Source organism: Pseudoduganella namucuonensis, from assembly GCF_900116645.1.
Lineage (GTDB): Bacteria > Pseudomonadota > Gammaproteobacteria > Burkholderiales > Burkholderiaceae_D > Rugamonas > Rugamonas namucuonensis.
The window spans coordinates 199,573-224,100 of sequence record NZ_FPBO01000009.1 but is presented as its reverse complement, the minus strand read 5'-3'; the positions used below and the strand labels follow the sequence as shown (position 1 = coordinate 224,100).

Sequence of the window (24,528 nt, the reverse complement as noted above, 5' to 3'; positions counted from 1 at the left end):
ATGCTCGAAGGAGATCTCGGAGACGATGCTTTTCTCGAACAGATAGAGGATCACCGGCAGCAGCGCGAACATCAGGAAGCCGCTGATGCGGTGCAAAATGGAGACCACGCCGGCCAGCGGCAGACGGTAGTTGGACAATTCGGTGATGTGGATATTACGAAACTGCGGCCGCTCTTTTCTTGGTACTTCCTTTACGGCTTCAGACATGACAAAACCTCCCTATACTATTGCAAAATTATGTAAAGACCGACATTTTCGCTTATTTTCGCGGTCCAGACCAATATCTATCGTTACATATGGTGATAATTCTGGTTTATCACCGGCCGGGGCATGCCAAGTCGACCAGCCCGCGTGTTGTTCGCGCAACATCGCCGCGGGGCGTGCGGCAATGCAGCACATCCCCCTTAATTCAGATCGTTCTGGTAGTGGTGGCGCTCGGTCGAATACAGGCCCCGGCGCAGCTCCACCGGCTTGTCGCCGTAGGTGAACGAGACGCGCTCGGACATCAGCAGCGGCGTGCCCGGATCGACCCGCAGCAGTTCGGCGACGCCCTCGTCGGCGCACACGGCGCGGATCTTCTCGGCCGCGCGTATCATGCGCGTGCCGAATTCGGACTCGAACAGGCCGTACATCGGCCCCTTGTATTCGTTCAGGCGCTCGGCCGTCAGGCCCTTGAACACCAGGCCGGGCAGCCACAGCTCCTCGACGATGGTGGGCACGCCGTCGAACAGCTGCACGCGCTTGATGTAGACCACGGCGTCGCCGGACTTCAGTTCCAGCAGGCGCGCCACGTCGGCCGGCGCCCTCAGGCGCTTGACCTCGACGAAACGGGATTCGGGATAGTGCGGCACGCCCTCGTCGGGCATCAGCCGCAGGAAGCGGAAATGGGCGCGCGCCTCGTGGTGGGTGGACACGAAGGTGCCCTTGCCCTGCTTGCGCACCACCAGGTTCTCGGCCGCCAGCTCGTCGATCGCCTTGCGCACGGTGCCTTGGCTGACCTTGAAGCGGCCGGCCAACTCGACCTCGCTGGGGATCAGTTCGCCCGGCTTCCACTCGCCGGACTGCAGGCTTTGCGTGATGAGCGCCTTGATCTGCTGGTACAGCGGCGAGAAGGTGGGCGAAGGCGCCGCGGGGGACGGGACCGCGGAGGACGGGGCCGCCGTCGGACTGACCGCGCCGGAGGCAGGAGCGCCATTGTTGGTCAGGTTGGACGGGGCGGAATTCATAGACAGCGATTTCACCACAAAAGCCACGTGCCGTCCAGCAAAAAACGACAACTTATCTGTCTTATATAAGACATAAGATAGCATTGACAGAAGGGCGGGAGCAGCCTAAACTCGGTGGCTGTACTCTTCCTGAAGGCACGCGCGCGCGCATCACCGGACAGGAAAAGCATAGTCGCAGGACAAGCTAAAGGCAACCCGGGGGCGCGCTAAAGGCGGCCCCCATGGCGTGCCGGTTTGGTATCATTACACGTTTTTCAAATAAGCGTAGGCCCAGCTTCAGATCGTTTTTATTCCACTTTGGAGATTCATCATGGCTAAAACCCCAATGCGTGTTGCCGTCACCGGCGCCGCCGGCCAGATCGGCTATTCCCTGCTGTTCCGCATCGCCAACGGCGACATGCTGGGCAAAGATCAGCCGGTCATCCTGCAACTGCTTGAAATCGCTGACGAAAAAGCGCAAAAAGCGCTCAAAGGCGTCATGATGGAAATCGACGACTGCGCCTTCCCGCTGCTGGCCGGCATGACCGCCCACTCCGACCCGCTGACCGCCTTCAAGGACGCCGACGTGGCCCTGCTGGTCGGCGCGCGTCCACGCGGCCCCGGCATGGAACGCAAGGACCTGCTGGAAGCGAACGCCCAGATCTTCACCGTGCAGGGCAAGGCGCTGGACGCCGTCGCATCGCGCAACGTCAAAGTGCTGGTGGTCGGCAACCCCGCCAACACCAACGCCTACATCGCCATGAAATCGGCGCCGTCGCTGCCGGCCAAGAACTTCACCGCCATGCTGCGCCTGGACCACAACCGCGCCCTGTCGCAGGTCGCCGCCAAGACCGGCACCCAGGTGAAAGACATCGAGAAGCTGACCGTGTGGGGCAACCACTCGCCAACCATGTACGCCGACTACCGCTTCGCCACCGTGAACGGCAAATCGGTCAAGGACCTGATCAACGACCAGGAATGGAACGCCAACACCTTCCTGCCGACCGTCGGCAAGCGCGGCGCGGCCATCATCGAGGCGCGCGGCCTGTCGTCGGCGGCGTCGGCGGCCAACGCGGCCATCGACCACGTGCGCGACTGGCTGCTGGGCACCAACGGCAAGTGGACCACCATGGGCATCCCTTCGGACGGCTCCTACGGCATCCCCGAAGGCACCATGTTCGGCTTCCCTGTCACCACCGACAACGGCGAGTACACCATCGTCCAGGGCCTGGAGATCGACGCCTTCTCGCAAGAGCGCATCAACATCACGCTGAAGGAACTGACCGAAGAGCGTGAAGGCGTGAAACACCTGCTGCCGTAACCGGCCAGCCCGCGGCTGTGGAACCGGTCAAACCGCCCATTCGTCGCATCCGCCGCACTGCCGAGAGCAGTGCGGCGGCCCCATCCGCAGTCACTTCATCCCCCGCACCCCACCCAGACACCCCCCGCATGCATCCTTCCGAGGTTTTATTCCAGGGCACGCGCCAGCCGCTGCTGCTTCCCGCCTGCGACCACTACGCCGGCTCCGAAAAGCTGATGCGCAAATCGCTTGCCTTGCAACAAGAACTTGGTCCCTTGTTCGACATCACCTTCGACTGCGAGGACGGCGCCTCCGCCGGCGGCGAGGAGGCGCACGCGCGGCTCATCGCCAGCCTGCTGCTCGACGAGGGCAACAAATTCAACCGCGTCGGCGCCCGCGTGCACGACCTGCGCAGCCCCCACTTCGAACGCGACGTGGACATCATCTGCGGCGCCGCCGCCCACAAGCTGGCCTACGTGGTGCTGCCCAAGCCGGACAGCGCGCAGGACGTGATGCGCGCCATCGACGTGATCAACCAGCACGCCGCACGCGCCGGCCGCGACGCGCTGCCGGTGCACGTGCTGATCGAGACCCACGGCGCGCTGCGCGACGCCTACGCCATCGCCGCCCTGCCCCAGGTCGAGTGCCTGTCGTTCGGCATCATGGACTTCGTGTCCTCGCACTACGGCGCGGTGCCCGGCAACGCCATGCGCACCCCGGGCCAGTTCACGCACCCGCTGGTGGTGCGCGCCAAGCTCGAGATCGCCGCCGCCTGCCACGCGCACGGCAAGGTGCCCTCGCACAACGTGACCACCGAGATCAAGGACCCGGCCGTGGTGGCCAACGACGCCCAGCGCGCCGCCGCCGAATTCGGCTACACGCGCATGTGGAGCATCCACCCGAACCAGATCAAGCCGGTCATCAAGGCCTTCACGCCGCGCCTGTCGGAAGTGAACGAGGCGGCCCACATCCTGCACGACGCCGAGCGCGCACAATGGGGCCCGATCTCGCAGAACGGCCGCCTGCACGACCGCGCCAGCTACCGCTATTACTGGACCGTGCTGCAGCGCGCGCGCCTGGCCGGCCTGACGCTGCCCGAATCGGCGGCCACCCTGCTCAACAACATAGACACCCCTACGGAAGCAAACTGATGTCGATTTCCAAACTCATCCTGGCCTGCGGCTTCGCGCTGGGCTCGCTGTGCCTGTCGCCCGCGTCCCACGCGGCCGCCCCCGACGCCTCCGCCAAGGCCGAGGCCAAAAAACCCGCCGCCAAGAAAAAGGCGGTGAAGAAGGCCGCCGCCGGCGCGGCCGCGGCCGGCGCCGCCGCCGCCATCGCCGCCACCCCGGAGAACGCCGAGGAGGCCAACGAGCCCGGCATCGAAGGCACCTCGGTCACCGAGTTCGACTGCGAACTGGGCAACAAGATCACCATCTACCGCAACGCCAGCGACGACAACTACATCGCGCTGCGCTGGAAAAAACGCCTGCACCGGCTCACGCGCGTGGGCACCACCACCGGCGCCAACCGTTTCGAGAACAAGCTGTACGGCCTGATCTGGATCGGCATTCCCGCCAAGGGCATGCTGCTGGACTCCAAGCTGAACCGCCAGCTGGCCAACGAATGCAGGAGCCCGGAGCAGCTGCAGCCGGCGGCCGCGCCGGTCCCGGCGGCGCAGGGTTGATCGCACAAGCAAATCGCAACGAGTCGCAAGAAGCGCGCAGCACACGTCCGAACTAGTGAATCATCACATTAATTACAGACGACACCCACTGAAGGAGAAGTCATGTCCCGCAACACTCTGAACACCCTGAAGGAATTCAACATCGCCGGCAAGAAGGGCAAGTTCTACTCCCTGCCGGCCCTGGAGAAAAGCCTGGGCATCAACGTATCCCGCCTGCCGGTTTCGATCCGCGTGGTGCTGGAGTCCGTGCTGCGCAACTGCGACGGCAAGAAGGTCACCGAAGAGCACGTGAAGCAGCTGGCGGGCTGGGGCGCGACCGCCGAGCGCACCGACGAGATCCCCTTCGTCGTGGCGCGCGTGGTGCTGCAGGACTTCACCGGCGTGCCGCTGCTGGCCGACCTGGCCGCGATGCGCAACGTCGCCTCCAAGATGGGCGTGAACCCGAAAAAGATCGAGCCGCTGGTGCCGGTCGACCTGGTGGTGGACCACTCGGTCACCATCGACCACTTCCGCGAACCGAAGGCGCTGGACCTGAACATGAAACTGGAATTCTCGCGCAACAACGAGCGCTACCAGTTCATGAAGTGGGGCATGCAGGCCTTCGACACCTTCGGCGTGGTGCCGCCCGGCTTCGGCATCGTGCACCAGGTGAACCTGGAGTACCTGGCGCGCGGCGTACACAAGACCGACGAGTCGGTGTACTACCCCGACACCCTGGTGGGCACCGATTCGCACACCACCATGATCAACGGCATCGGCGTGGTCGGCTGGGGCGTGGGCGGCATCGAGGCGGAAGCCGGCATGCTGGGCCAGCCGGTCTACTTCCTGACCCCGGACGTGGTCGGCGTGAACCTGACCGGCGCGCTGCGCGAAGGCTGCACCGCGACCGACCTGGTGCTGACCATCACCGAACTGCTGCGCAAGGCCAAGGTGGTCGGCAAGTTCGTCGAGTTCTTCGGCGCCGGCACCGAGACGCTGTCGCTGACCGACCGCGCCACCATCGCCAACATGGCCCCCGAATACGGCGCCACCATGGGCTTCTTCCCGGTCGACGACGCCACCATCGACTACTTCCGCGGCACCGGCCGCACCAAGGCCGAGATCGACGCCTTCGAGGCCTACTTCAAGGCCCAGAACCTGTACGGCGTGCCGAAGGCCGGCGAGATCGACTACACCAGCGTGGTGGAACTGGACCTGACCAGCGTCACGCCGTCGCTGGCCGGTCCGAAGCGTCCGCAGGACCGCATCGAAATCGGCAACGTGAAGAACAACTTCATCGAACTGTTCTCCAAGCCGACCACCGAGAACGGCTTCAACAAGGCCGCCGCCGACCTGACCACCGAGTACACCACCTCCGACGGCGTGAAAGTGCACAACGGCGACGTGCTGATCGCCGCCATCACCTCCTGCACCAACACCTCGAACCCGTCGGTGCTGCTGGCCGCCGGCCTGCTGGCCAAGAAGGCCGTGGAGGCCGGCCTGACCGTCGCCCCGCACATCAAGACCTCGCTGGCCCCCGGCTCGCGCGTGGTGACCGAGTACCTGACCGCCGCCGGCCTGCTGCCCTACCTGGAGCAACTGGGCTTCGGCGTGACCGCCTACGGCTGCACCACCTGCATCGGCAACGCCGGCGACCTGACCCCGGAACTGAACGCCGCGATCCAATCGCACGACATCGTGGCCTCGGCCGTACTGTCGGGCAACCGCAACTTCGAGGCGCGCATCCACCCGAACATCCGCTCCAACTTCCTGGCCTCGCCGCCGCTGGTGGTGGCCTACGCCATCGCCGGCAACATGACGCGCGACCTGATGACCGAGCCGGTCGGCAAGGGCACCGACGGCAAGGACGTCTACCTGGGCGACATCTGGCCGTCGTCGCAGGAAATCGGCGCGCTGATGAAGCACGCGATGAATTCCAAGGTCTTCAAGGACAACTACGCCGACGTCAAGGGCAACCCCGGCAAGCTGTGGGAAGCCGTGTCGTCGACCGAGGGCCAGGTCTACAACTGGCCGGATTCGACCTACATCGCCGAGCCGCCGTTCTTCGACGGCTTCGAGATGACCCCGAAGGCGGCCGCCACCGGCATCACCGGCGCGCGCGCGCTGGGCGTGTTCGGCGACTCGATCACCACCGACCACATCTCCCCGGCCGGCTCGATCAAGGAAGACGGCCCGGCGGGCAAATGGCTGAAGGAGGCCGGCGTGCTGAAGGCGGACTTCAACTCCTACGGCTCGCGCCGCGGCAACCACGAGATCATGATGCGCGGCACCTTCGCCAACGTGCGCATCAAGAACAAGATGATCCCGGCCAAGGCCGACGGTTCGGCGGTCGAGGGCGGCATCACCATCCACCAGCCGTCCGGCGAACAGCTGTCGATCTACGACGCGGCGATGAAGTACGTGGCCGAGGGCACCCCGACCATGATCTTCGGCGGCGAGGAATACGGCACCGGCTCCTCGCGCGACTGGGCCGCCAAGGGCACCCAGCTGCTGGGCGTGAAGGCCGTGATCACCCGCTCCTTCGAGCGCATCCACCGCTCCAACCTGGTGGGCATGGGCGTGCTGCCGCTGCAGTTCATCGGCACCGACAGCGTCGAGTCGCTGGGCATCACCGGCAAGGAAACCTACGACCTGAAGGGCCTGGAGGGCGAGATCAAGCCGCAACAGCTGGCCACCCTGGTGATCAACCGCGACGACGGTTCGAAACAGGAAGTGACCGTGCTGCTGCGTATCGACACCCCGATCGAGGTCGATTACTACAAGCATGGCGGCATCCTGCCGTTCGTGCTGCGCCAGCTGCTGGCCGCCTAAACCCACTGCAAAATCCGGGGTCAGACCCGTTGGGTCTGACCCCAGCCTCTGCTCTTGGTTTTGCCTTGGAAACGCCGGATTCGTCCGGCGTTTTTTATTTGCGCCGCCGCATCCGCGTGAATCCACTACAATATGGATAACGAAGACTTTTTCCATACAAGAGAAACCTGTAGCGCTATGCGTCGCCCATCCAAAGATTCATCAAATAAATTAACTGCCGACAGCCAGCGCCTTGCCACCCTCGCCCAAGCCGTGGGCCAGGCCGCCTCCCGCCTCGAAGAGCGCAACTGGGAACGCGGCCTGGATCTCCAATTGCAGAAGCTGCTCAAAACGGGGCACCAGGACACCGTCGACGCCGCGCTGAACAGCCTGTTCCGCGACGACCTGAACGCCTACGACGTGCTGATGGACGGCGTCGAGGCCGCCAGCGAGTCCGGCACCATCACGGTGGAGGCCGACGGCGTGTCCACGCAGTACGACGTGCTGCTGGTGGCCGCGCCCATCCTGGCCTGGACCCGCTTCTCGATCGCCTCCGGCCCGATCCCGGCCGACGTGCTGAACACGCTGTCCGCGCACTTCTCGGCCCATCTGCTGGCCGACGGCACGCACATGGCCATGGCCTCGACGCTGTACTCGATCGACCAGCTGCCGCGCAGCCACGCCGAGGCCTACGCCAAGACCCACAAGCTGGCGCAGGCCGCGCTGAAGGGGGTGGCGTTCAAGTCGGAAGCCAAGCCGCCGGAAACGGCGCCCTTCCTGGCCGACACGCGCTACCTGCTGTGCGCCGTGGTGGCGCCGCACGGCGGCCCGGTGTTCCGCTGGCAGGCGCCGTCCGCCGTGGCGCACCACGCCGACGAGCGCAAGGCCGCGCTGGAGCAGTGGCGCGCGCAGGCCATGCCGACCGTGAACCGCCTGCTGCCGGGCTGCGGCATCGAGCTGCTGCTGCCCGAGGCCTACTACATGGCCTGCCGCGAGGCGGACAAGCTGATCCGTCCGGTGTCGATCCGCGCCGCCGTGCACTACCTGACGCACACGCTGGCGGTGGAGCCGTCCGAGCTGCGCGCGGTGATCGCCGGCTTCGGCGAGGAGGCGGCCGACGGCCAGATCGACGAATACCGCGTGGCCTTCACGCCGCGCCAGAGCGCCGACGTGGTGTACGGCGTGGTGTGGCCGCTGTACGGCCAGGAGGACGAGGAAGGCACGCCGCCGGAGGGCCCGATCGGCGGCGGCGGCATCGAGGACATGCTGAAACCGCGCACGCCGGTGGAGGAGATCGTCGAGCACCTGAACGCGGCCGGCGTCACGCAAGTGAAGAAGCTGGGCGAGCGCTATGTGTCCGAGTACTGCGACGACTGCGGCGCCCCGCTGTTCGCCGACCCGACCGGCGAGCTGGTGCACGCCGAAATGCCGGAGGACGCCCCGGCCGGGAACGAGCACTTCCACTAAGCGCTTGCGGTAAAACGTTGTCGCCAAAAATAAAGCCCTCTTCGGAGGGCTTTATTTTTGCTGAGGCTGTTGGGGCTGCTGCGGTGGCGGGGCGGGCAGGTAAATGATGATGGGCTGCTGGGGCTGCGCCGCAGGCGGGGACACCGGCCTCAGAATGTTCCCCATCGCCACGAACAAGCCCGCAAATCCGATGAACAAACCGATCACCGTGGCAACGGTCCAGCGCGCCACATCGGCGCGCAGCGCCTCCAAATCCCCCTTTGTTGCCAAAGTAGGGAGGATGGCGTCGATGCGCGCGGCAAAGATTTTCCAGTCGTCTTCCATCCTTCCAGCATAGCCCTGGACAGGACGTTTACCAAGTGGAGTAAGGCTGCTTGATCAGGTTGGAATTGAGGTAGCGCACATCCGCCGTCACTTCCTCGCCCACCCAGTCCGGCTTGTCGAAGGGCTGGTCCTCGGACGGCAGTTCGATCTCGGCCACCACCAGCCCGGCGTTCACGCCCAGGAACTCGTCGACCTCCCACACGAAACCCGCGTACGGGATGCGGCGGCGGTATTTCTCGATGATGGGCTGCTCGCACAGCTTGCCCAGGAACTCTTGCGCGTCGGCCATCGGGATCGGATACTCCCACTCCCCCCGGCTGGCGCCCACGTTCTTGCCCTTGATGGTCATCACCGCCCCGTCGCCCTCGATGCGCACCCGCACCACCCGCTGCGCGTGGGAGGACAGGTAGCCCTGGCGCAGCAGCACCGGTTCGCCCAGGCGCATCCAGTCGTCGTTCACGACCAGGAACTTGCGTTCGATTTCGACGCCCATGGTCAATCGTCCAGCGACAGCAGGATGGGCTGCATCAGCGCCCGGCCCAGCGCCGCGCTGCGCGCGCCGTTCCAGCCGACGTGGGCGTCCGGCAGGTCCGCGTTGTCCTTGAACGGCATCTCCAGGGTCAGCGCCAGGCACTGGAAGTGGTGGCCGATGTACTTGGAGGCCAGGGTCAGCATGTCCTCCTTGTACTTGCTGGCGGCGTAGCCGTAGGTGTCCTGGAAGTCCGGGCTGGCGGCCTTGTAGCGGTCGATGAAGGCCTTCTGCGCGGCGGCCTGCTCCGGCGTGAAGTTCTCCAGCATCTCGTTGCCGGCCACGAAGTTGTAGGGCAGCGCCTCGTCGCCGTGGATGTCGAAGAACATGTCGACGCCGGTCTCGTGGAGCTTGTTCCTCACGCACAGCACCTCGGGACTGCGCTCGGCCGACGGCGTCATCCACTCGCGGTTCAGGTTGGCGCCGGCCGCGTTGGTGCGCAGGTTGCCGCGCACCGAGCCGTCCGGGTTCATGTTCGGCACGATGTAGAAGCAGCAGCGCTGCAGCAGCTTGCGCGAGACGGGGTTGGCGTCGTCCAGCAGGCCGTCGATCAGGCCCTCGACGAACCACTCGGCCATGGACTCGCCCGGATGCTGGCGCGCGATGACCCAGATCTTCTTCTCCGCCTCCGGCTCGCCGATGACCACCAGGTTCATGTCGCGGCCGTCGACGGTGTTGCCCAGGTCCAGCACGCGGGCCGCCGGGTTCTCGGCCACCTCGCCCAGCAGGCGCAGGTGGCGCTCCCACGAATAGGGTTCGAAATAGGCGTAATAGACGCTATCCAGGTCCGGCGTGTGCTTGACGGTCATCACCTCGCCATCGAAGGTGGTCGGCACGCGGAACCAGTTCTCGCTGTCGTAGCTGGCCACGGCGTGGTAGCCCTCGTAGCCCTTCGCGTAAGTGGCCTGGCCGGCGTTCAGGAAGCGCATGGTCACGGCCTGGCCGCGCGCGCCCTGCAGGCGGAAATGGAACCACTGGCGGATGTCGGCGTGGCTGTCCTTGCGCAGGTTCAGTTCGATGGTGGACGCGCTGTCCGCGCGCACCACGTCGATGGCGCCCGAATCGAAGTTTTGGCTGATTTTGATGGTCATGGGACGATCCCGTCGTGAAAGTTCCGAGACCGCTATTCTACATCCGCCATTGTTGCCGCCACCACATCGGTGTCAGGCGCGACATTCGGACGGGGACGCCGAGTCATTTGTCCGAATGTCCGAATGTCGCGCCTGACACCGATGTTAGCGGAGCAACTTCAGGCGATGTTGCGGCCGCGCGCCTTGAGGGCGGCGCGGACGCCTGCGCCGTAAGACGGGTCGGCCTGGTCGAAGTGGCCGAGCTGACGCTGCACGATCTCGTCGCTGACCTGGCTCAGAGGGCCGGACAGGTTGTCGAACAGGTTGCGCTTTTCCTGGTCCGTCAGCAGGCGGAACAGGTTGCCGGCCTGGGTGTAGTCGTCCTCCCCGCCGCGGCCGTCGTAGCGGCCGGCCGCGCCGTGCAGCGCCAGCGGTGGCTCGCCGTGGCCCATGCCCCGCGGGTCGACGCCGCCCGCCTCCACCGTGGCGTAGTTCCGCTCCGCGCCGCCGCTGTGGATGGCCATGGCGCCGTCGCGCTGCTGGTTGTGGAAGGGGCAGCGCGGGGCGTTCACCGGCAGGTGCTGGTGGTTGGTGCCCACCCGGTACAGCTGCGCGTCGTGGTAGGCGAACAGGCGTCCCTGCAGCATCTTGTCCGGCGAGTAGCCCATGCCGGGCACCGCGTTCGCCGGAGAGAAGGCGGCCTGCTCCACTTCGGCGTGGTAGTTCAGCGGATTGCGGTTCAGCTCGAGCGTGCCCACCGCTTGCAGCGGGAAGTCGCCGTGCGGCCACACCTTGGTCAGGTCGAACGGGTTCCAGCCGGTGCGCGCGCTCCACGCGTTCAATTCATCCTCGGTGGCGATCTGCGCCTTCACGTCCCACCGCGGGAAGTCGCCGGCGGCGATCGCGTTGAACAGGTCGCGCTGCGCGTAGTCCGGGTCCTCGCCGGCCAGGCGCACGGCGTCGGCCGCGGCCAGGTTCTTCACGCCCTGGCGGGTCTTGAAGTGCCATTTCACATAGACCCGTTCGCCGGCCTCGTTGACCAGGCTATAGGTGTGGCTGCCGAAGCCGTCCATGTGGCGGTAGCCGTCCGGCGTGCCGCGGTCCGAGAACAGCATCGTCACCTGGTGCAGGCTTTCCGGCGCCTTGCTCCAGAAGTCGAACATCATCGTGGCCGATTTCAGGTTGGTCTGCGGGCAGCGCTTCTGCGTGTGGACGAAGTCCGGGAACTTGATCGGGTCCTTGATGAAGAACATCGGCGTGTTGTTGCCCACCAGGTCCCAGTTGCCTTCCTCGGTGTAGAAGCGCACCGCGAAGCCGCGCGGGTCGCGCTCGGTGTCGGCGCTGCCGCGCTCGCCGCCCACGGTGGAGAAGCGCACGAAGGTCTCGGTTTGCTTGCCGATGGCCGAGAACAGCCTGGCCTTGGTGTGGCGCGAGATGTCGTGCGTGACGGTGAAGGTGCCGTAGGCGCCGGAGCCCTTGGCGTGCACCACGCGCTCGGGGATGCGCTCGCGGTTGAAGTGCTGCAGCTTTTCGATCAGGTGGAAGTCCTGCAGCAGCAGCGGGCCGCGCGGGCCGGCGCTGAGGGAGTTCTGGTTGTCGGCGACCGGGATGCCGGAGGCGGTGGTCAAGGTCACTGGGGGCTGGCTCATGGTATCTCCTGGATCACGTTGTTTGATGAGGCAACTTTAAATCAAGACGATACATTGCCAAAGATAATTGATTTTATCGATGCAATAGATTTTTTAAATCCATCAGAAGTGCTCGTGGATGCTCACCCCTTCGATGGAATCCGTGTCCCGTTCCCATGGCTTGGCGGCCAGCGCGCGCAGGGTGTCCTCGTGGCCGGCCCGCACGCGGCGGCGGATGCCGGCGGCGGTGAAGTCGATGTCCTTGGTGTGGTCCTCCGCGTCCAGCCGCGGCGCCTTCAGCAGCACCACGTGCATCTCGGTGCCGCAGCCCCAGGACGCCAGTTCGCGCACCTCCGGGGAATTCCGCTCGCCCTCCGGCAGGTGCCGGGTCAGGTCCCGGATCACGTGGCGCAGCCGGTGCAGGCGGCGCTGCTGCTCGATGTTGCCGGCCCGGCTGGCGTACTGGATTTCCTTGTGCTTTTCCAGCACGTCCAGCACGCTCTCCGGATCCTTGCCGTCCGGGTTCCACACCTGCACCGAGAAGATCAGCGAGTCGCGCCGCGGCTCGTCGTCCAGCACCGCCTCGATCGGCGTGTTGGAGTAGATGCCGCCGTCCCAATAGGGTTCGCCGTCTATCATCACGGCCGGGAAGGCGGGCGGGATGGAGCCGGAGGCCACCACGTGCTCGACGCGCAGCGCCTCCTTCTTGCTGTCGAAGTAGCGCATGTGCCCGCTGCGCGCGCTGACGGCGCCGACGGTGAAGCGGGTGGCGCCGCCGTTCAGGTAGTCGAAATCGACCAGCATGGACAGCGTCTTGGTCAGCGGCCCGGTGCGGTAGAAGGAGGCGTTCTCCACGCCGACCTTCGCGTTCGGGTTCCACCACGTGGCCGGGTTGAGCGAGAAGAAGGCCGGGATGCCCTGGGTCACGGTGAGCACGTTGTCGAAGGCGCGCGGCATGCCGGGGTACAGCGCCGAATGGTGTTCCATCAGCGCCCAGAACTGGCGCAGCCGCTCCAGCCGCCGGCCCGGCGGGTTGCCGGCGATGATGGCGCCGTTGAGCGCGCCGATCGAGGTGCCGATCACCCAGTCCGGCTCCATGCCCGCCTCGCTCATGGCCTGGTAGACGCCCAACTGGTAGGCGCCCAGCGCGCCACCACCCTGCAATACAAGCACCACTTGGCTGGCCATGGGCTTACTCCACTGTGAAGGAAGCTTTACATTGTAGCCTTATTGCATCAATTATTTTTTTATTACCTGACCGGCGGGTTTTGGCGCAAACTGTTGCTAGTCACACCACAGGGAGAGCGGCATGAACCAGAATTGGATCAAGCAGTACCCCGACTACATCGACCCGCGGCTGTCCCTCCCCGGCGACACGCTGGTGGACCGCTTCCAGGTCTCCTGCGCGCAGAACGGCGGCAAGGACGCGCTGGTGGGCATGGGCACCGGCATGACCTACTCCGAGCTGCAGGGCCACGCCGACAACTTCACCTCCTGGCTGCAGCAGAACGGCATCGAACCGGGCGACCGCGTCGCCATCATGCTGCCCAACATCCTGGCCTACCCGGTCTGCCTGTTCGGCGCCCTGCAGGGCGGCTACGTGGTGGTCAACTGCAATCCGCTGTACACCCCGCGCGAACTGACGCACCAGCTGGCCGACAGCGGCGCGCGCGTGATCGTGGTGCTGGAGAACTTCGCCCACGTGGTGCAGCAGGTGCTGCCGTCGGTGCGGGTGGAGAAGGTGGTGGTGGCCACGCTGGGCGACCTGCAGGGCTTCAAGGCGCCGCTGGTGAACCTGGTGGTGCGCCACGTGAAGCACCTGGTGCCGGACTGGCGCATCGAGGGCCACGTCCCCTTCGCCGCCGCGCTGCGCGCCGGCCACGCGAAGCGGCCCGTGCCCCACCACGTGGGGCAGGACGACATCGCGCTGCTGCAATACACGGGCGGCACCACCGGCGTGTCCAAGGGCGCGGTGCTCACCCACGGCAACCTGATCGCGCACGAGACGCTGCTGGAGGCCTGGGTCAAGCCGGCGCTGGAGCAGATGCGCAAGGACGGCTCGGTGTCCATGGCCATCATGCCGCTGTACCACATCAGCGCGCTGATGCTGGTGCTGGTGCCGACCTTGATGATGGGTGCGACCTGCGTGCTGGTGGCCAATCCGCGCGCGCTGGACGACCTCATCAAGACCATGCGGCACTACCGCATCGGCATCCTCAGCGGCATCAACACGCTGTACAACGCCCTGCTCAACCATCCCGACATCCTCAAGGTGGACCTGACCGCGCTGCGCCTGTGCGCGGCCGGCGGCGCCGCCACGCAGCACAGCGTGAACGAGCGCTGGCACGCGCTGACCGGGCTGCACATCTGCGAGGGCTACGGCATGTCGGAGGCGTCCGGCGCGTTGACGGTCAACCGCATCGACAGCGAGCACTTCAGCGGCACCGGCGGCATGCCGCTGCCGCTGACCGACATCAGCATCCGCGGCGAGGACGGCGCCGAGGTGGGCGACGGCGGGGTGGGCGAGGTGTGCGCCAAGGGTCCGCAGGTGATGCGCGGCTACTGGGGCCGGCCGGAGGACAACGCCACCGCGATGACGGCCGACGGCTACCTGAAAACCGGCGACATCGGCTACCTCGACCAGCAGGGAATGCTGCATCTTGTCGACCGGAAAAAGGATATGATATTGGTTTCGGGATTTAACGTTTTCCCGAACGAGGTGGAAGAGGTGCTGGCCTCGCTGCCCGGCGTGATGGAGGCGGCGGTGATCGGCGTGGAGGACGAACGCAGCGGCGAGGCCGTGTGCGCCATCGTCGTGCCGCGCGACACGTCGCTGACCAAGGACGCCATCGCCCAGCATTGCCGCGCCAACCTGGCGGCCTACAAATGCCCGCGCATCATCGAAATGCAGGACACCCTGCCGAAGACGCCGGTGGGCAAGATATTGCGCCGCGCGCTGCGCGAGGAATGGCGGCAGCGGCCACATTAACCCTGGAGACAGCAATGGATCAACATCAGCCCGACCGGAAAAACCACGTTTTGGCACAGGAGGTCGAAACCGGCATCGCCATCAACGGCCAGGCCGGCGCCGCCAACGCGTGGGTCTACATGGCCTATAAAGCCGTTCCCAAGGGCGTGATCACCCGCGTGCTGGCTTTTCCGGACCTGCGCCGGCGCAATTGAGCCCTCGCGGCGGCAACATTGCAAAATTGAAATGATTGAGTGACGCGCCATATTCCCCCTGTTTCGTGATAGGGTTGCGAATGCATAGAGACGGTCTTTCGTCCTGGGGGAATACCATGCACACTGCTCTGAGGAACGCGCTGCTTACGCTGCTGCTGACGGGTACTGCTGCCGGTACCGCCTGCGCGGCCGGCGCCCAGTCCAGCACTTCGCACTACAACAACACCACGCTGGCCGCCCAGGCCAGCGCCGCGGTGGGGCCGCGCTACGCGATCCCGCTGCTGGCCGCTCCCAGTACCATACCGGAGCCGCCGGTCTACATCATGCTGCTGATCGGCGTGGGCCTGGTCGGCCTCGTGGCCCGACGACAAGCCCCGCCCCCGAAGTTCACCGACGAGACCTGAGGCGCCCGCTCAATCCAGCGCCAGCATGCGCAGGCCGCCTATGTCGGCCCGGTTGACCGGCTGCGCGCCGCCGGCGCCGCCGTACACGCTGTTGCTCTGCAAATGGCTCATGTTGAAATGGTCGCCCAGTTCGGCGCGGTACACGCCCGGCTCCAGCCAGGCGATGGCCGGCGTCGAATACACGGGCGCCTGCGCGGTGTCCGGCGGCGTGTGCGGCAGCTGGATGATGCGCTCGGCGACGATCTTGCCGTTGGCGTCGCGCAGCACCAGGCGCTTGACCGCGTTGGTCACCCCGGTGTTGATCGGATAGCTCAGGTTGCGGTAATTGAGCTGCACCGCGTAGCGTCCGGCGGTCGCCACCCGCAGGCCGTCCACCGTCAATTGGTCCGCCGCCGCGCCCCAGTTCTTCAGGTACGCCGACTTGTGCATGCCGTCCGGCGCGCTAGCCGCCACGCTGGAGCGCAGCCGCGCGTCGCCGACCGCCACCTCCAGCGCCTCGCCCACGCAGCGCGGCGCGCTGTGGTGCGAACGGTTGCCGCTCGCGCGCGACACCGCCTCCACCGCGTAGCAGGCGGCGCGCGCGGCGCCGCCCGTGTCGCGCCACACGCCCGCCGCCACGCCCTCGGCCGCCAGCGCACCGTTGCGGTAGACGTTGTAACTGACCTCGCCGGCCGGATTGCGCGGGTCCGCTATCGTTAGCTGCACCTGTCCCTGCGCGTCGCGCGACCAGCCGGCGATCACCGGATCGAAGGGCGCGAAGGTGGCGCCCGAGGTTTCCCGCGGCTGTCCCGCGACACGCTTGATGCCCTGCTCGCCCGCCCGCACCGGGCCCAGGACGATGTCGATGACGCTGGTGCCGTTGTTCGCGCCGGTGGCCTCCTCCAGTTGCTTCCAGCTGAACGACGGCCCGCCCAGCCGCCCGTCCAGCTTCATCAGCTCGATGCCGTAGTAGCCGTCGGCCTCCCCTTCCCTCGCGGGGGGCAGCGCGATGTTCACGTCCAGCACCTTGCCCCGCAGCCGAAGCCCGCGCAGTTCGATGCGGCCGCTGCCGCCGAAGGCCTCGCGCCGCAGTCTGGTGGTGATGAACGGCGCCACGCGCACGCCGTCGTCCGTCACGTCCACGCCGAACACGTTGCGCACCACCATGCCCAGGTAGGCGCCCACGGACCACAGCTGGCGGCGCGAGTTGATCACCGGCCCGTCCAGCGCGGCCTGGCCCGGATGGCGCACGATGGGCGCGCCGGACAGCCACTCCATGTTTTCCATGTTGGACGCGTGCAGCGCCGCGCCACGCATCAGCGTCGCATAGGCCTCGTCGGCCACGCTGACGTTGCGGCCCGCCACCGCCGCGTCCAGGCCGTAGGCCGTGACGAAGGGCCAGATCGCGCGGTTGTGATAGATCGGCATGCCCGGCTGCTGCGGGTAGATGACGGGCGCGCCCACCGGGCCGTGCGGATAGCTGGCCAGGATGCGCGCGGTCTGCGCGGCGTCGGCCACGCCGGTGGTGATCGCCAGCGACAGGCCCAGCCAGTCGAACTTGTGCAGCGCCGCGCCGTCGAAGTGCGGCCCGGTCAGGCTGCTGTACAGGCCCGCCTCCGGCAGCCAGAAGCGCTTGTTGATGGCCGCCTTCAGCTGCGCGGCCCAGTCGCCGTACTTGCCCGCCAGCGCGGGCCTGCCCTGCTCGGCCGCCAGCCGCGCCGCCAGGGTGATGGCCTTGTAGTGCGCCACGTTGGTCGACAGCGCCTTGGCGCTGGCCATGTGCGCCAGGTCGTTGGCCACCCAGTCGGCATAGGTCTGCTCGCGCCAGTCCAGGAAGGACTGCTCGCCCGTGTACAGGCCGTCCTGCGTGTCGAAGGCCGCCACGCGGTCGTTCTCCACGGTGTTGACCAGCGCCCTCAGCGCGGTGGGCGCGAAGGCCGCGCGCTCGGCGGCCGGCAGCGCGCGCAGCGCGGCGTCGGCGCCGAAGGCCCAGCTCACGCGGTCCGACGACACCGGCCAGCTGCCGCCGCTGCCCGTGTCCTGCAGGATCTGCAGGCCGTCGCCCTCGCCCGCCGCCAGCACGGTGGCCGGCGTGCCGGGACGGTAGCCGGACAGCTTGAACTCCAGCGAATTGCGCACGCGTTGCGGGTCCAGCAGCGCCAGGCCCAGGTGCGCCGCGTAGGACAGGTCGCGCGTCCACACATAGTGCCACTTCTCGCCGGTTTCGAAGCACTCGCAGCCGATCGGCTTGCCGCCGTTGTAGATGCCGTCCTGGATGGCGGACACGGAATTCTGCCGCATCTCGTGGACGGCGTTGGCGAACAGCGCGTCGAACGCCAGGCTGCCGCTGCGCACCGTCGGCAGCGCGGCCGATTCCGTGTAGCTCACCGTGGACGGGTCGCCCTCGCGCGTGGCCATCGTGGTGCTGTGCCGGTAGCTGCGCAGCCCGGCCGCGTCGGCGGTGGCGCTGAAAGTGGCGCTGAGGGTGGCGTCGGGGTTGGCGTCCGAGATGGCGTCGTTCCGCGCGAATCGCAGTGTCGCATCCGCCGCCGCTGGGGTGTCCTTGGTCAAAGTGCCTGCTCCTGGTTCTGTGTTCGATTTCAGCGGCGAACATGCGGCAAGCGCGCACAGTGCCGCCGCGCCGGCGATGGCCGTCAGCTTGTTGCTCGGGTTTCGGTCGCTCATGTGTTTCAGTCTCTGGTTGAATTGATGGGGTCCACCGTGCGGCGGCACGCGCGCCCGTCGGGCGCGAACAGATGCAGCTGGTCCGGATCGCAGGCGATGGCCACGCGCTCGCCCACGCGGCTGGCCGAACCGCCCGGCTCGCGCACCGTGAACAGCGCGCCGTCGGCCAGCTTCACGTACACCAGCGTGGCCTCGCCCAGCTGTTCGACGAAGGCCACCGTGCCCGCCAGCGTGTTCGGTGGCGCGTCGTCCGCCGAACCGGAGTCCTGGCCGGGATCCTGGCCGGTCCGCGGCGCGGGCCGGCCCAGCAGCCGGGCGTGCTCGGGCCGGATGCCGATCTCCAGCCGCCCGGCGCCGGCCCTGGCGTCCACGCCGCGCGCGTCGACGCGGGCGGCGAACGGCACGCCCGCCACGCCGAGCGTCGCGGTCTCCGCTTCCGCCTTCAGCAGCGCGGCGCCGATGAAGTTCATCTTCGGCGAGCCGATGAAGCCCGCCACGAAGCGGTTGACGGGATGGTGGTACAGTTCCAGCGGCGCGCCGGCCTGCGCCACGCTGCCGTCGCGCCGGACCGCCTCGCCGGTGTTGAGCAGCACGATCTTGTCGGCCAGCGTCATGGCCTCGACCTGGTCGTGCGTCACATAGATCATGGTCGAGTTGCCCAGGTCCGCGTGCAGGCGCGCGATCTCGAGCCGGGTCTGGACGCGCAGCTCCGCGTCCAGGTTGGACAGCGGCTCGTCGAACAGGAACACGCCCGGCTGGCGCACGATGGCGCGGCCGATCGCCACGCGCTGCCGCTGCCCGCCCGATAGCTCCTTGGGCAGGCGTTCCAGCAAGCCATCCAGTTGCAGCGCGCGCGCCGCCTCGCGCACCTTGCGGTCTATGGTCTCGGGCAGCCCCTTCATGACCTTCAGGCCGAAGGCCATGTTCTGGTACACCGTCATGTGCGGGTACAGCGCGTAGCTCTGGAACACCATGGCCACGCCGCGCTGGGCCGGCGCCACGTCGTTGACGAGGCGCCCGGCGATGGACAGCTCGCCCGACGATATCTCCTCCAGCCCCGCCACCATGCGCAGCAGCGTCGACTTGCCGCAGCCGGAGGGGCCGATGAACACGCAGAACTCGCCCTGGCGTATGGTGAGGTTGATGTCGCGTATCACGTCCGGTCCCTTGCCGTAACGCTTGCAGACATTCTTGAAAACCAGTTCAGACATCGTTTTTCCTAGCCTTTGACCGCGCCGGCCGTCAGGCCCGACACGATCTTGCGTTGAAATACCATCACCAGCGCCACCAGCGGCAGCGTGACCAGCACCGAGGCGGCCATCAGCTTGCCCCAGGGGAGCTCGTGCGAGGTGGCGCCGCCGCCGATCAGCGAGATCGCCACCGGCACCGTGCGGCCCGTGTCCTGGTTGACGAAGGTGAGCGCGAACAGGAACTCGTTCCAGGCCGCGACGAAGGCCAGCAGGCCGACCGACACCAGCACGGGCCACAACAGCGGCATGAACACGTCCACCAGCACGCGCCACGGGCTGCAGCCGTCCATGATCGCGGCCTCCTCCAGCTCCTTGGGCAGCTCGCGCATGAAGGTGGTCAGCACCCACACGGTGAACGGCAGCGTGAACAGCATGTAGGGCAGCACCAGGCCGAGCGCCTTGTTGTACAGTCCCAGCACCCGCATCACCTCGTACATGCCGGCCAGCACCGCCACCTGCGGGAACATGGACACGGCCAGGATCGCCATCAGCAGCAGGCCGCGCCCGCGGAACTCGATGCGGCCCAGCGCGTAGGCCGCCGTCACGCCCAGCAGCAGCGAGGCCGCCACCACCGCCGACGCCACCATCAGCGAGTTCAGGATGCTGTGGCCGAAGTACTGGCCGCTGCCGAACAGCGCCGGATAGTTGGCGAAGGACAGGCCGGCCAGCGTGGCGTCGCGCACGTCGGCCAGCGCGGAGCCGGTCAGCAGCGACGAGAACACGGCGTAGCAGAACGGCAGCACCGCCACCGCCACCACCAGGGCGACGTACAGCCGAAAGGCCGCGCGCCAGAAGGGACTGCGTATCGAATCGCGCAACGTCTTCATCCTTCCGCCCTCACCCGGTTGATTTTCATGTACAGCAGCGTGCACGCGCCGATCACCAGGAACAGCACGGTGGAGGCGGCCGATCCGAAGCCCACGCTGCCGTTCTCCACCATCTGCTGGCGCACGAAGCCGGACATGCTGATCGTGTTCTCGCTGCTGCCCGTCAGCACATGGATCACGTCGAACACGCGCAGCGCGTCGAGCAGGCGGAAGATCACCGCCACCATCAGCGCCGGCCGCACCAGCGGCAGCGTCACCTGGAGGAACACCCGCAGCGGATGCACGCCGTCCACCTCGGCCGCCTCGTAGCAGTCGCGCGGCAGCATCTTCAGGGCGGACAGGATCAGCAGCGCCATGAAGGGCGTGGTCTTCCACACGTCCACCGCCAGCACCGACAGCATCGGATACTCGGTGGTGAAGGCGATGCGCTCGAAGCCGGCGCCGGCCAGCGCCACGTTGACGATGCCGTATTGCTGCTGCAGCATCCAGTCCCACAGCTTGGCCGAGACCACGGTGGGCACGGCCCACGGAACCAGCACGGCGGCGGTGACCAGGCCGCGGCCGCGGAACTCCGTGTTCAGCATCAGCGCCACGCCGAAGGCCAGCACCGTTTCGATCACCACCGAGGAAAACGCGAACAGCAGCGTGTTGCCCACCGCCCTGGCCCAGGCCGGATCGATCCAGCCCTCGCCGGTCATGAACAGGCCGTATTCGCCGAAGTAGTTTTCCAGGCCGACGAAGGCGCCGGCCAGATTGTCCAGCTTCGCGTCCGTGAGGCTGAGCCAGATGCTGCGGCCCAGCGGCTCCACGGCCACCAGCGCCAGCACCAGCAGCATGGGCGCCAGGAACAGCGCCGCGCTGCGCAGGCGCTGGCGCGCCAGGGCGCTGCGCGGCCCCGCGCCCTCCCGCGCGCGCCGGGCTTCTCGCCCGCGTTCGGCCCCGTGCCCGGCCGATGCATCCCGGCCAGCCGGCCCCTCCGCTACCATGCCGCGCCCCGGCGCACGCGCGTGATGTCCTTTTCCAGCTTCCTCACCGCGTCCGTTCCGTTGCCGCGCGCCCCCAGCGCCGATTGCGCGGCGTTCCAGAAGGCCGACGACACGGCGTTGTACTTGTCCCCGGTGACGGTGGACGGGCGCACCAGCGCCGCGTTGAACACGTCCAGCAACTGGCCGTAGTACGGCGCCGATTTCAGGATGTCCGCGTCCTTGTACAGCGCCGGATGGGTGGGCAGCGAGCCGACCAGCAGCGCGCGCTTCTTCTGCGCGTCCTTGCCGGTCAGGTACAGCACCAGGTCGATCGCGGCGGCCTGGTTCTTCGAGTACCTGGACACGGCCAGGTTCCAGCCGCCCAGCGTGGCCGCGCCCCGGCCGCCCTTGCCGGCGTCGTCGCCGGCCGGCAGCACCGTCATGCCGATACGGCCTTTGACCTTGCTGTCGGCGCGCTGCGCCAGCACCCAGGCGTAGGACCAGTTGCGCATGAAGACCGCGTTCCCGTTCTGGAACACGCCGCGCGCCTCCTCCTCGGCGAAGCTCACCACGTTCTTCGGCGCGATGTTGCCCGGCCAGCTGGCCGCCAGGTCCAGCGCCTTGGCCGCCTGCGCGTTGTTGATGCTGATGCGGCCATCCGGCTCGACGATGGTGCCGCCGCCGAAGCTGGCCACCCACTCCAGCGCGTTGCAGGTCAGCCCCTCGTAGGCCTTGCCCTGGAAGACAAAGCCGTGCATGTCGCGGTTGCCGGCGGCGCGTTCGCCGTCCTGGATCAGGCGCGCGGTCGCGGTCAGCTCGTTCCAGGTGGCGGGCACCCTGGCGTTGTATTTCTTCAGCAGGTCGCCGCGGTAGTACAGCACGCCCGCGTCGGTGAACCAGGGCAGCGCCAGCAACTTGCCGTCCACCGTGTTGTTGGCGATGATGGACGGGAAATGCTCCTTGCGCGCCTCCCTGGCGTGCGGCGCCAGGTCCACCAGGTGCTGCTTGACGATGCCGGGCCACACCACGTCCACCATCAGCACGTCCACCTCGCCGGAGCCGGCGCCGAACTGCTGGCGGTACAGCGCCAGCTGGTCGGTGCTCGAATTGGGCGTGACGAAGATGCGCACCGTGTGGCCGCTGCGCGCGGCCCACTCGTCCGTCATCTTGCGGCAGATCTCGACGTCGCTGCCCACCGAGCCGCAGGCGATGGTGACCTCGGCGGCCAGGGCCTGGCCGCAGGATAGCGCGAGGCCCAACGCAAGCGCATCGCGGAGTTTTGCTGGAATCATTACTCAGCCTTCCTGAAGTAGACCATGTCCCAGTAATCCAGGGACGGCACGGTCACGGTGACGAACGCCCCCTTGCCGTCGCTGCCGGATTCCAGCGCCAGGCTGCGCGAGGCGCCGCCGGCCGTGTCCGGCGACGCGACGTACGCGTGGGACACCTTGGAGGCAGTGTAATACTTCAGCTTGAAATTCCGCAGCGGCGCGGGCGTTTTTTGCGTGGCGTTGGTGTCGCGCCAGCTGGTGTCGTTCAACTCCCTCAGGTTGATCAAGTGGACGATCTCGTACTTCCTGTCCGCCTTGGTGAAGGACCACACGGTGTTCGGCAGGCTGTCGCGTCCCGTTTTCACGCCCTCGATCTCCACCGCCTGGGCGGTTTCCACTTGGCCGTCGCGCAGCAGGTTTTCATAGGCCACCGAGAAGTCGTAGTAGTAGCGGATGCGCTTCTTCAGCTCCGCGCCCATCGCCAGGTTGCGGTTCGGGAAGTACTCGTTGCACAGCATGCGGTTGTCGTCGCCCAGTTCCAGGCGCGAACCGCCCGCCGCCAGCACGGTCGCTCCCGTCAGCAGCACGCCGGGATCGTTGAAGCGGCCGGGCGACTCCGTCGACTTGCCCTTGGCGTAGTCGTAGTTCATATAGGCCGGCACGATCAGCGACTTGCCGCCGCTCTCGGCGCGCGACTGGTCGACCACGTTCTTCAGCGACAGGTAGTTGGGGAAGCCGTCGCCCGGCCACACTTCCACGTAGACCGCGTCCACGTTGCTGCTGTTGACCTGCTCGTGGCCCTTGTTGCCCACCGTGTTCATGATCAGCGTCTTGCTCCCCATGCGCGCCTTGGCCGCGTTCAGGAAGGGCTTGAAGGTCTGCTTGATGTCCACCGCCTCGCCGGCCGCCGTGTACTTCGCGCCATGGTCGCCCACCGTGTCGGCGTGCCAGCCGTCGAAGTCGAAGGCCTTGAACACGTCCATCTCCCGCTCCAGCAGGAAGTTCCGCCAGCCCGGGTCGGCCGGATTGAAGAAGTAGATGATGGGCGAGGCCCAGCTGGACGGCAGCGTGTACTGCCATTGCTTGCCGCCCTTGCTGTCGTACAGGCCCCAGGCCGGGCTGACGCCGTCGGCCTGGTAGTCGATGGCGGCGCCGTAGATCAGGTTGTACTGCATGGCGGCCATGCCGGCGGCGTGCGCGTCGCGGATGAAGTTGTGGATGGTGTCGCGGCTGATGGTGCGGTTGGCGATGTCCGGCCAGGTCTCGGCCACGCCGCCCGCCGAGGACTTCAGCGGGATATGGTGTTTCCACTGCCAGTCGTAGAACTGCAGGCCGTTCAGGTGGTAGGTCTTGAGCTGGTCAACGATGGCCTTGGTGTCCAGGCCCGGTGCGAAGCCGGACAGGTAGCCATAGCGGGGGAACTTGAGCCAGTTGCTGGAGACGTCGATGGCGCCGGTTTCGCTGCCCAACGGCGCGCCATTGGCGTCCGTGATGGTCACCTCGAAGCTGTAGCCCTGGAAGTCGGCAGCGGGGGCGGTCCAGCGCAATTCCAGCGGCGCGGCGGTGCCCACCGGCAGGTCCAGCGTCGTGACGGCGGGGACGCCGACCTGCTCCTCCAGGTGGCGCACGGTCAGGGTCAGCTTCGCGCCCGCGACGGCGGCCGCGCCGGTGTTGCCGATGTCCAGCTTGATGCGCACCACCGCGCCGGGCTGGTAGGCCGATTTGTCGGTCTGCGCGGCGATGGTCACCGGCGGCGCCGGCACCGGGATGGGATCGGTCGCGGGCGGCGTGACCACCGGGGACGGCGTGGGCGTGACGACCGCCGGGGCGGACGGCGCGGCCGATCCGGCCGAGCAGCCCGAGAGGGCGGCGGCCAGCAGCGCCGCGATGGCGGAGGCCTGCGCGCCGCGCAGATTGTCCAGTTGTATGTTCATTGTTGTCTCCTTCGGGCCGCTGCGTGGGCGGCG

At 67.0% G+C, this 24,528-nt stretch carries 21 protein-coding genes; 8 read left to right on the top strand and 13 right to left on the bottom strand.

Translation table 11 applies throughout. The annotated features are described in order from the left end of the window. Both BM436_RS12475 and BM436_RS12470 read right to left on the bottom strand, forming a co-directional pair. Positions 1-207, bottom strand: a 207-nt coding sequence (locus tag BM436_RS12475; protein ID WP_443094103.1) for a succinate dehydrogenase, cytochrome b556 subunit, incomplete at its 3' end; no start/stop codon positions are given. Positions 208-404: 197 nt separating this feature from the next. After that, positions 405-1,226 (bottom strand): GntR family transcriptional regulator, encoded by an 822-nt coding sequence (locus tag BM436_RS12470; RefSeq protein WP_093555839.1) that lies wholly within the window; start codon positions 1,224-1,226, stop codon positions 405-407. A 310-nt stretch (positions 1,227-1,536) separates the two neighbouring features. Between BM436_RS12470 and BM436_RS12465 the strand changes: the two genes are divergently transcribed. The 5 genes from BM436_RS12465 (at position 1,537) to BM436_RS12445 (ending at position 8,446) form a co-directional block, all read left to right on the top strand. Then, the gene (locus BM436_RS12465) at positions 1,537-2,526 is read left to right on the top strand and encodes a malate dehydrogenase (protein WP_093555838.1); all 990 of its coding nucleotides are present in this window, start codon (positions 1,537-1,539) and stop codon (positions 2,524-2,526) included. Between the two features lie 128 nt (positions 2,527-2,654). Beyond that, on the top strand, positions 2,655-3,656 hold the full coding sequence (locus BM436_RS12460) for an HpcH/HpaI aldolase/citrate lyase family protein (RefSeq protein WP_093555837.1): 1,002 nt from the start codon (positions 2,655-2,657) through the stop codon (positions 3,654-3,656). After that, positions 3,656-4,189: a hypothetical protein gene (locus BM436_RS12455; protein ID WP_093555836.1), complete on the top strand. Its 534-nt coding sequence runs from the start codon at positions 3,656-3,658 to the stop codon at positions 4,187-4,189. The genes BM436_RS12460 and BM436_RS12455 overlap by 1 nt, the downstream gene beginning before the upstream one ends. 102 nt (positions 4,190-4,291) lie before the next feature. After that, positions 4,292-7,000, top strand: a complete 2,709-nt coding sequence (acnA, locus tag BM436_RS12450; protein ID WP_093555835.1) for an aconitate hydratase AcnA — start codon at positions 4,292-4,294, stop codon at positions 6,998-7,000. A 177-nt stretch (positions 7,001-7,177) separates the two neighbouring features. Then, positions 7,178-8,446: a DUF2863 family protein gene (locus tag BM436_RS12445; RefSeq protein WP_093555834.1), complete on the top strand. Its 1,269-nt coding sequence runs from the start codon at positions 7,178-7,180 to the stop codon at positions 8,444-8,446. A 51-nt stretch (positions 8,447-8,497) separates the two neighbouring features. Here BM436_RS12445 and BM436_RS12440 read toward each other — a convergent pair whose 3' ends face one another. The 5 genes from BM436_RS12440 to BM436_RS12420 all read right to left on the bottom strand — a co-directional run bounded on the left by BM436_RS12440 (position 8,498) and on the right by BM436_RS12420 (position 13,185). Then, positions 8,498-8,770: a hypothetical protein gene (locus BM436_RS12440; RefSeq protein WP_093555833.1), complete on the bottom strand. Its 273-nt coding sequence runs from the start codon at positions 8,768-8,770 to the stop codon at positions 8,498-8,500. Positions 8,771-8,798: 28 nt separating this feature from the next. Further along, the gene (locus tag BM436_RS12435) at positions 8,799-9,263 is read right to left on the bottom strand and encodes a CYTH domain-containing protein (protein WP_093555832.1); all 465 of its coding nucleotides are present in this window, start codon (positions 9,261-9,263) and stop codon (positions 8,799-8,801) included. Between the two features lie 2 nt (positions 9,264-9,265). After that, positions 9,266-10,390 carry a M14 family metallopeptidase gene (locus tag BM436_RS12430; RefSeq protein ID WP_093555831.1) on the bottom strand — a complete coding sequence of 375 codons (1,125 nt, stop codon included), beginning with the start codon at positions 10,388-10,390 and terminating at the stop codon, positions 9,266-9,268. A 158-nt stretch (positions 10,391-10,548) separates the two neighbouring features. Next, a complete protein-coding gene (locus BM436_RS12425; protein WP_093555830.1) occupies positions 10,549-12,018 on the bottom strand; it encodes a catalase in 1,470 nt (489 codons plus the stop codon). Between the two features lie 102 nt (positions 12,019-12,120). Next, positions 12,121-13,185, bottom strand: a complete 1,065-nt coding sequence (locus BM436_RS12420; RefSeq protein WP_093555829.1) for a patatin-like phospholipase family protein — start codon at positions 13,183-13,185, stop codon at positions 12,121-12,123. Positions 13,186-13,306: 121 nt separating this feature from the next. On the opposite strand from BM436_RS12420, the gene BM436_RS12415 reads away from it, so the two are divergent. From BM436_RS12415 to BM436_RS12405, 3 genes are all read left to right on the top strand, one after another. Next, positions 13,307-14,986: an AMP-binding protein gene (locus BM436_RS12415; protein WP_093555828.1), complete on the top strand. Its 1,680-nt coding sequence runs from the start codon at positions 13,307-13,309 to the stop codon at positions 14,984-14,986. A gap of 14 nt (positions 14,987-15,000) precedes the next feature. Beyond that, the gene (locus BM436_RS12410) at positions 15,001-15,180 is read left to right on the top strand and encodes a hypothetical protein (protein ID WP_093555827.1); all 180 of its coding nucleotides are present in this window, start codon (positions 15,001-15,003) and stop codon (positions 15,178-15,180) included. Between the two features lie 116 nt (positions 15,181-15,296). Further along, positions 15,297-15,584 carry a PEP-CTERM sorting domain-containing protein gene (locus BM436_RS12405; protein WP_093555826.1) on the top strand — a complete coding sequence of 96 codons (288 nt, stop codon included), beginning with the start codon at positions 15,297-15,299 and terminating at the stop codon, positions 15,582-15,584. Positions 15,585-15,593: 9 nt separating this feature from the next. On the opposite strand, the gene BM436_RS12400 is transcribed toward BM436_RS12405, so the two are convergent. The 6 genes from BM436_RS12400 to BM436_RS12375 form a co-directional block, all read right to left on the bottom strand. After that, positions 15,594-18,134, bottom strand: coding sequence for an MGH1-like glycoside hydrolase domain-containing protein (locus BM436_RS12400; RefSeq protein WP_093555825.1), 2,541 nt, complete (start codon positions 18,132-18,134; stop codon positions 15,594-15,596). A gap of 119 nt (positions 18,135-18,253) precedes the next feature. Continuing rightward, complete coding sequence (locus tag BM436_RS12395; RefSeq protein ID WP_093555824.1) at positions 18,254-19,459, bottom strand: ABC transporter ATP-binding protein; 1,206 nt, start codon at positions 19,457-19,459, stop codon at positions 18,254-18,256. Positions 19,460-19,467: 8 nt separating this feature from the next. Beyond that, on the bottom strand, positions 19,468-20,325 hold the full coding sequence (locus tag BM436_RS12390) for a carbohydrate ABC transporter permease (RefSeq protein ID WP_093555823.1): 858 nt from the start codon (positions 20,323-20,325) through the stop codon (positions 19,468-19,470). Continuing rightward, positions 20,322-21,311 (bottom strand): carbohydrate ABC transporter permease, encoded by a 990-nt coding sequence (locus BM436_RS12385; RefSeq protein ID WP_093555822.1) that lies wholly within the window; start codon positions 21,309-21,311, stop codon positions 20,322-20,324. The genes BM436_RS12390 and BM436_RS12385 overlap by 4 nt, the downstream gene beginning before the upstream one ends. Further along, positions 21,305-22,582, bottom strand: a complete 1,278-nt coding sequence (locus tag BM436_RS12380; protein ID WP_093555821.1) for an ABC transporter substrate-binding protein — start codon at positions 22,580-22,582, stop codon at positions 21,305-21,307. Before BM436_RS12380 ends, BM436_RS12385 begins: the two co-directional genes overlap by 7 nt. After that, complete coding sequence (locus BM436_RS12375) at positions 22,582-24,495, bottom strand: glycoside hydrolase family 66 protein (RefSeq protein ID WP_093555820.1); 1,914 nt, start codon at positions 24,493-24,495, stop codon at positions 22,582-22,584. The genes BM436_RS12380 and BM436_RS12375 overlap by 1 nt, the downstream gene beginning before the upstream one ends. Positions 24,496-24,528 lie beyond the last annotated feature (33 nt).

What these genes read in the sequence shown, in the direction of transcription:
- BM436_RS12455 (WP_093555836.1), top strand. Translation starts at nt 3,656, where the DNA reads ATGTCGATTTCCAAACTCATCCTGGCCTGCGGCTTCGCGCTGGGCTCG.
- BM436_RS12445 (WP_093555834.1), top strand. Translation starts at nt 7,178, where the DNA reads ATGCGTCGCCCATCCAAAGATTCATCAAATAAATTAACTGCCGACAGC.
- BM436_RS12410 (WP_093555827.1), top strand. Translation starts at nt 15,001, where the DNA reads ATGGATCAACATCAGCCCGACCGGAAAAACCACGTTTTGGCACAGGAG.
- BM436_RS12385 (WP_093555822.1), bottom strand. Translation starts at nt 21,311, where the DNA reads ATGGTAGCGGAGGGGCCGGCTGGCCGGGATGCATCGGCCGGGCACGGG.
- BM436_RS12380 (WP_093555821.1), bottom strand. Translation starts at nt 22,582, where the DNA reads ATGATTCCAGCAAAACTCCGCGATGCGCTTGCGTTGGGCCTCGCGCTA.
- BM436_RS12465 (WP_093555838.1), top strand. Translation starts at nt 1,537, where the DNA reads ATGGCTAAAACCCCAATGCGTGTTGCCGTCACCGGCGCCGCCGGCCAG.
- BM436_RS12375 (WP_093555820.1), bottom strand. Translation starts at nt 24,495, where the DNA reads ATGAACATACAACTGGACAATCTGCGCGGCGCGCAGGCCTCCGCCATC.
- BM436_RS12420 (WP_093555829.1), bottom strand. Translation starts at nt 13,185, where the DNA reads ATGGCCAGCCAAGTGGTGCTTGTATTGCAGGGTGGTGGCGCGCTGGGC.
- BM436_RS12395 (WP_093555824.1), bottom strand. Translation starts at nt 19,459, where the DNA reads ATGTCTGAACTGGTTTTCAAGAATGTCTGCAAGCGTTACGGCAAGGGA.
- BM436_RS12390 (WP_093555823.1), bottom strand. Translation starts at nt 20,325, where the DNA reads ATGAAGACGTTGCGCGATTCGATACGCAGTCCCTTCTGGCGCGCGGCC.
- BM436_RS12440 (WP_093555833.1), bottom strand. Translation starts at nt 8,770, where the DNA reads ATGGAAGACGACTGGAAAATCTTTGCCGCGCGCATCGACGCCATCCTC.
- BM436_RS12430 (WP_093555831.1), bottom strand. Translation starts at nt 10,390, where the DNA reads ATGACCATCAAAATCAGCCAAAACTTCGATTCGGGCGCCATCGACGTG.
- BM436_RS12470 (WP_093555839.1), bottom strand. Translation starts at nt 1,226, where the DNA reads ATGAATTCCGCCCCGTCCAACCTGACCAACAATGGCGCTCCTGCCTCC.
- BM436_RS12425 (WP_093555830.1), bottom strand. Translation starts at nt 12,018, where the DNA reads ATGAGCCAGCCCCCAGTGACCTTGACCACCGCCTCCGGCATCCCGGTC.
- BM436_RS12415 (WP_093555828.1), top strand. Translation starts at nt 13,307, where the DNA reads ATGAACCAGAATTGGATCAAGCAGTACCCCGACTACATCGACCCGCGG.
- BM436_RS12460 (WP_093555837.1), top strand. Translation starts at nt 2,655, where the DNA reads ATGCATCCTTCCGAGGTTTTATTCCAGGGCACGCGCCAGCCGCTGCTG.
- BM436_RS12435 (WP_093555832.1), bottom strand. Translation starts at nt 9,263, where the DNA reads ATGGGCGTCGAAATCGAACGCAAGTTCCTGGTCGTGAACGACGACTGG.
- acnA (WP_093555835.1), top strand. Translation starts at nt 4,292, where the DNA reads ATGTCCCGCAACACTCTGAACACCCTGAAGGAATTCAACATCGCCGGC.
- BM436_RS12405 (WP_093555826.1), top strand. Translation starts at nt 15,297, where the DNA reads ATGCACACTGCTCTGAGGAACGCGCTGCTTACGCTGCTGCTGACGGGT.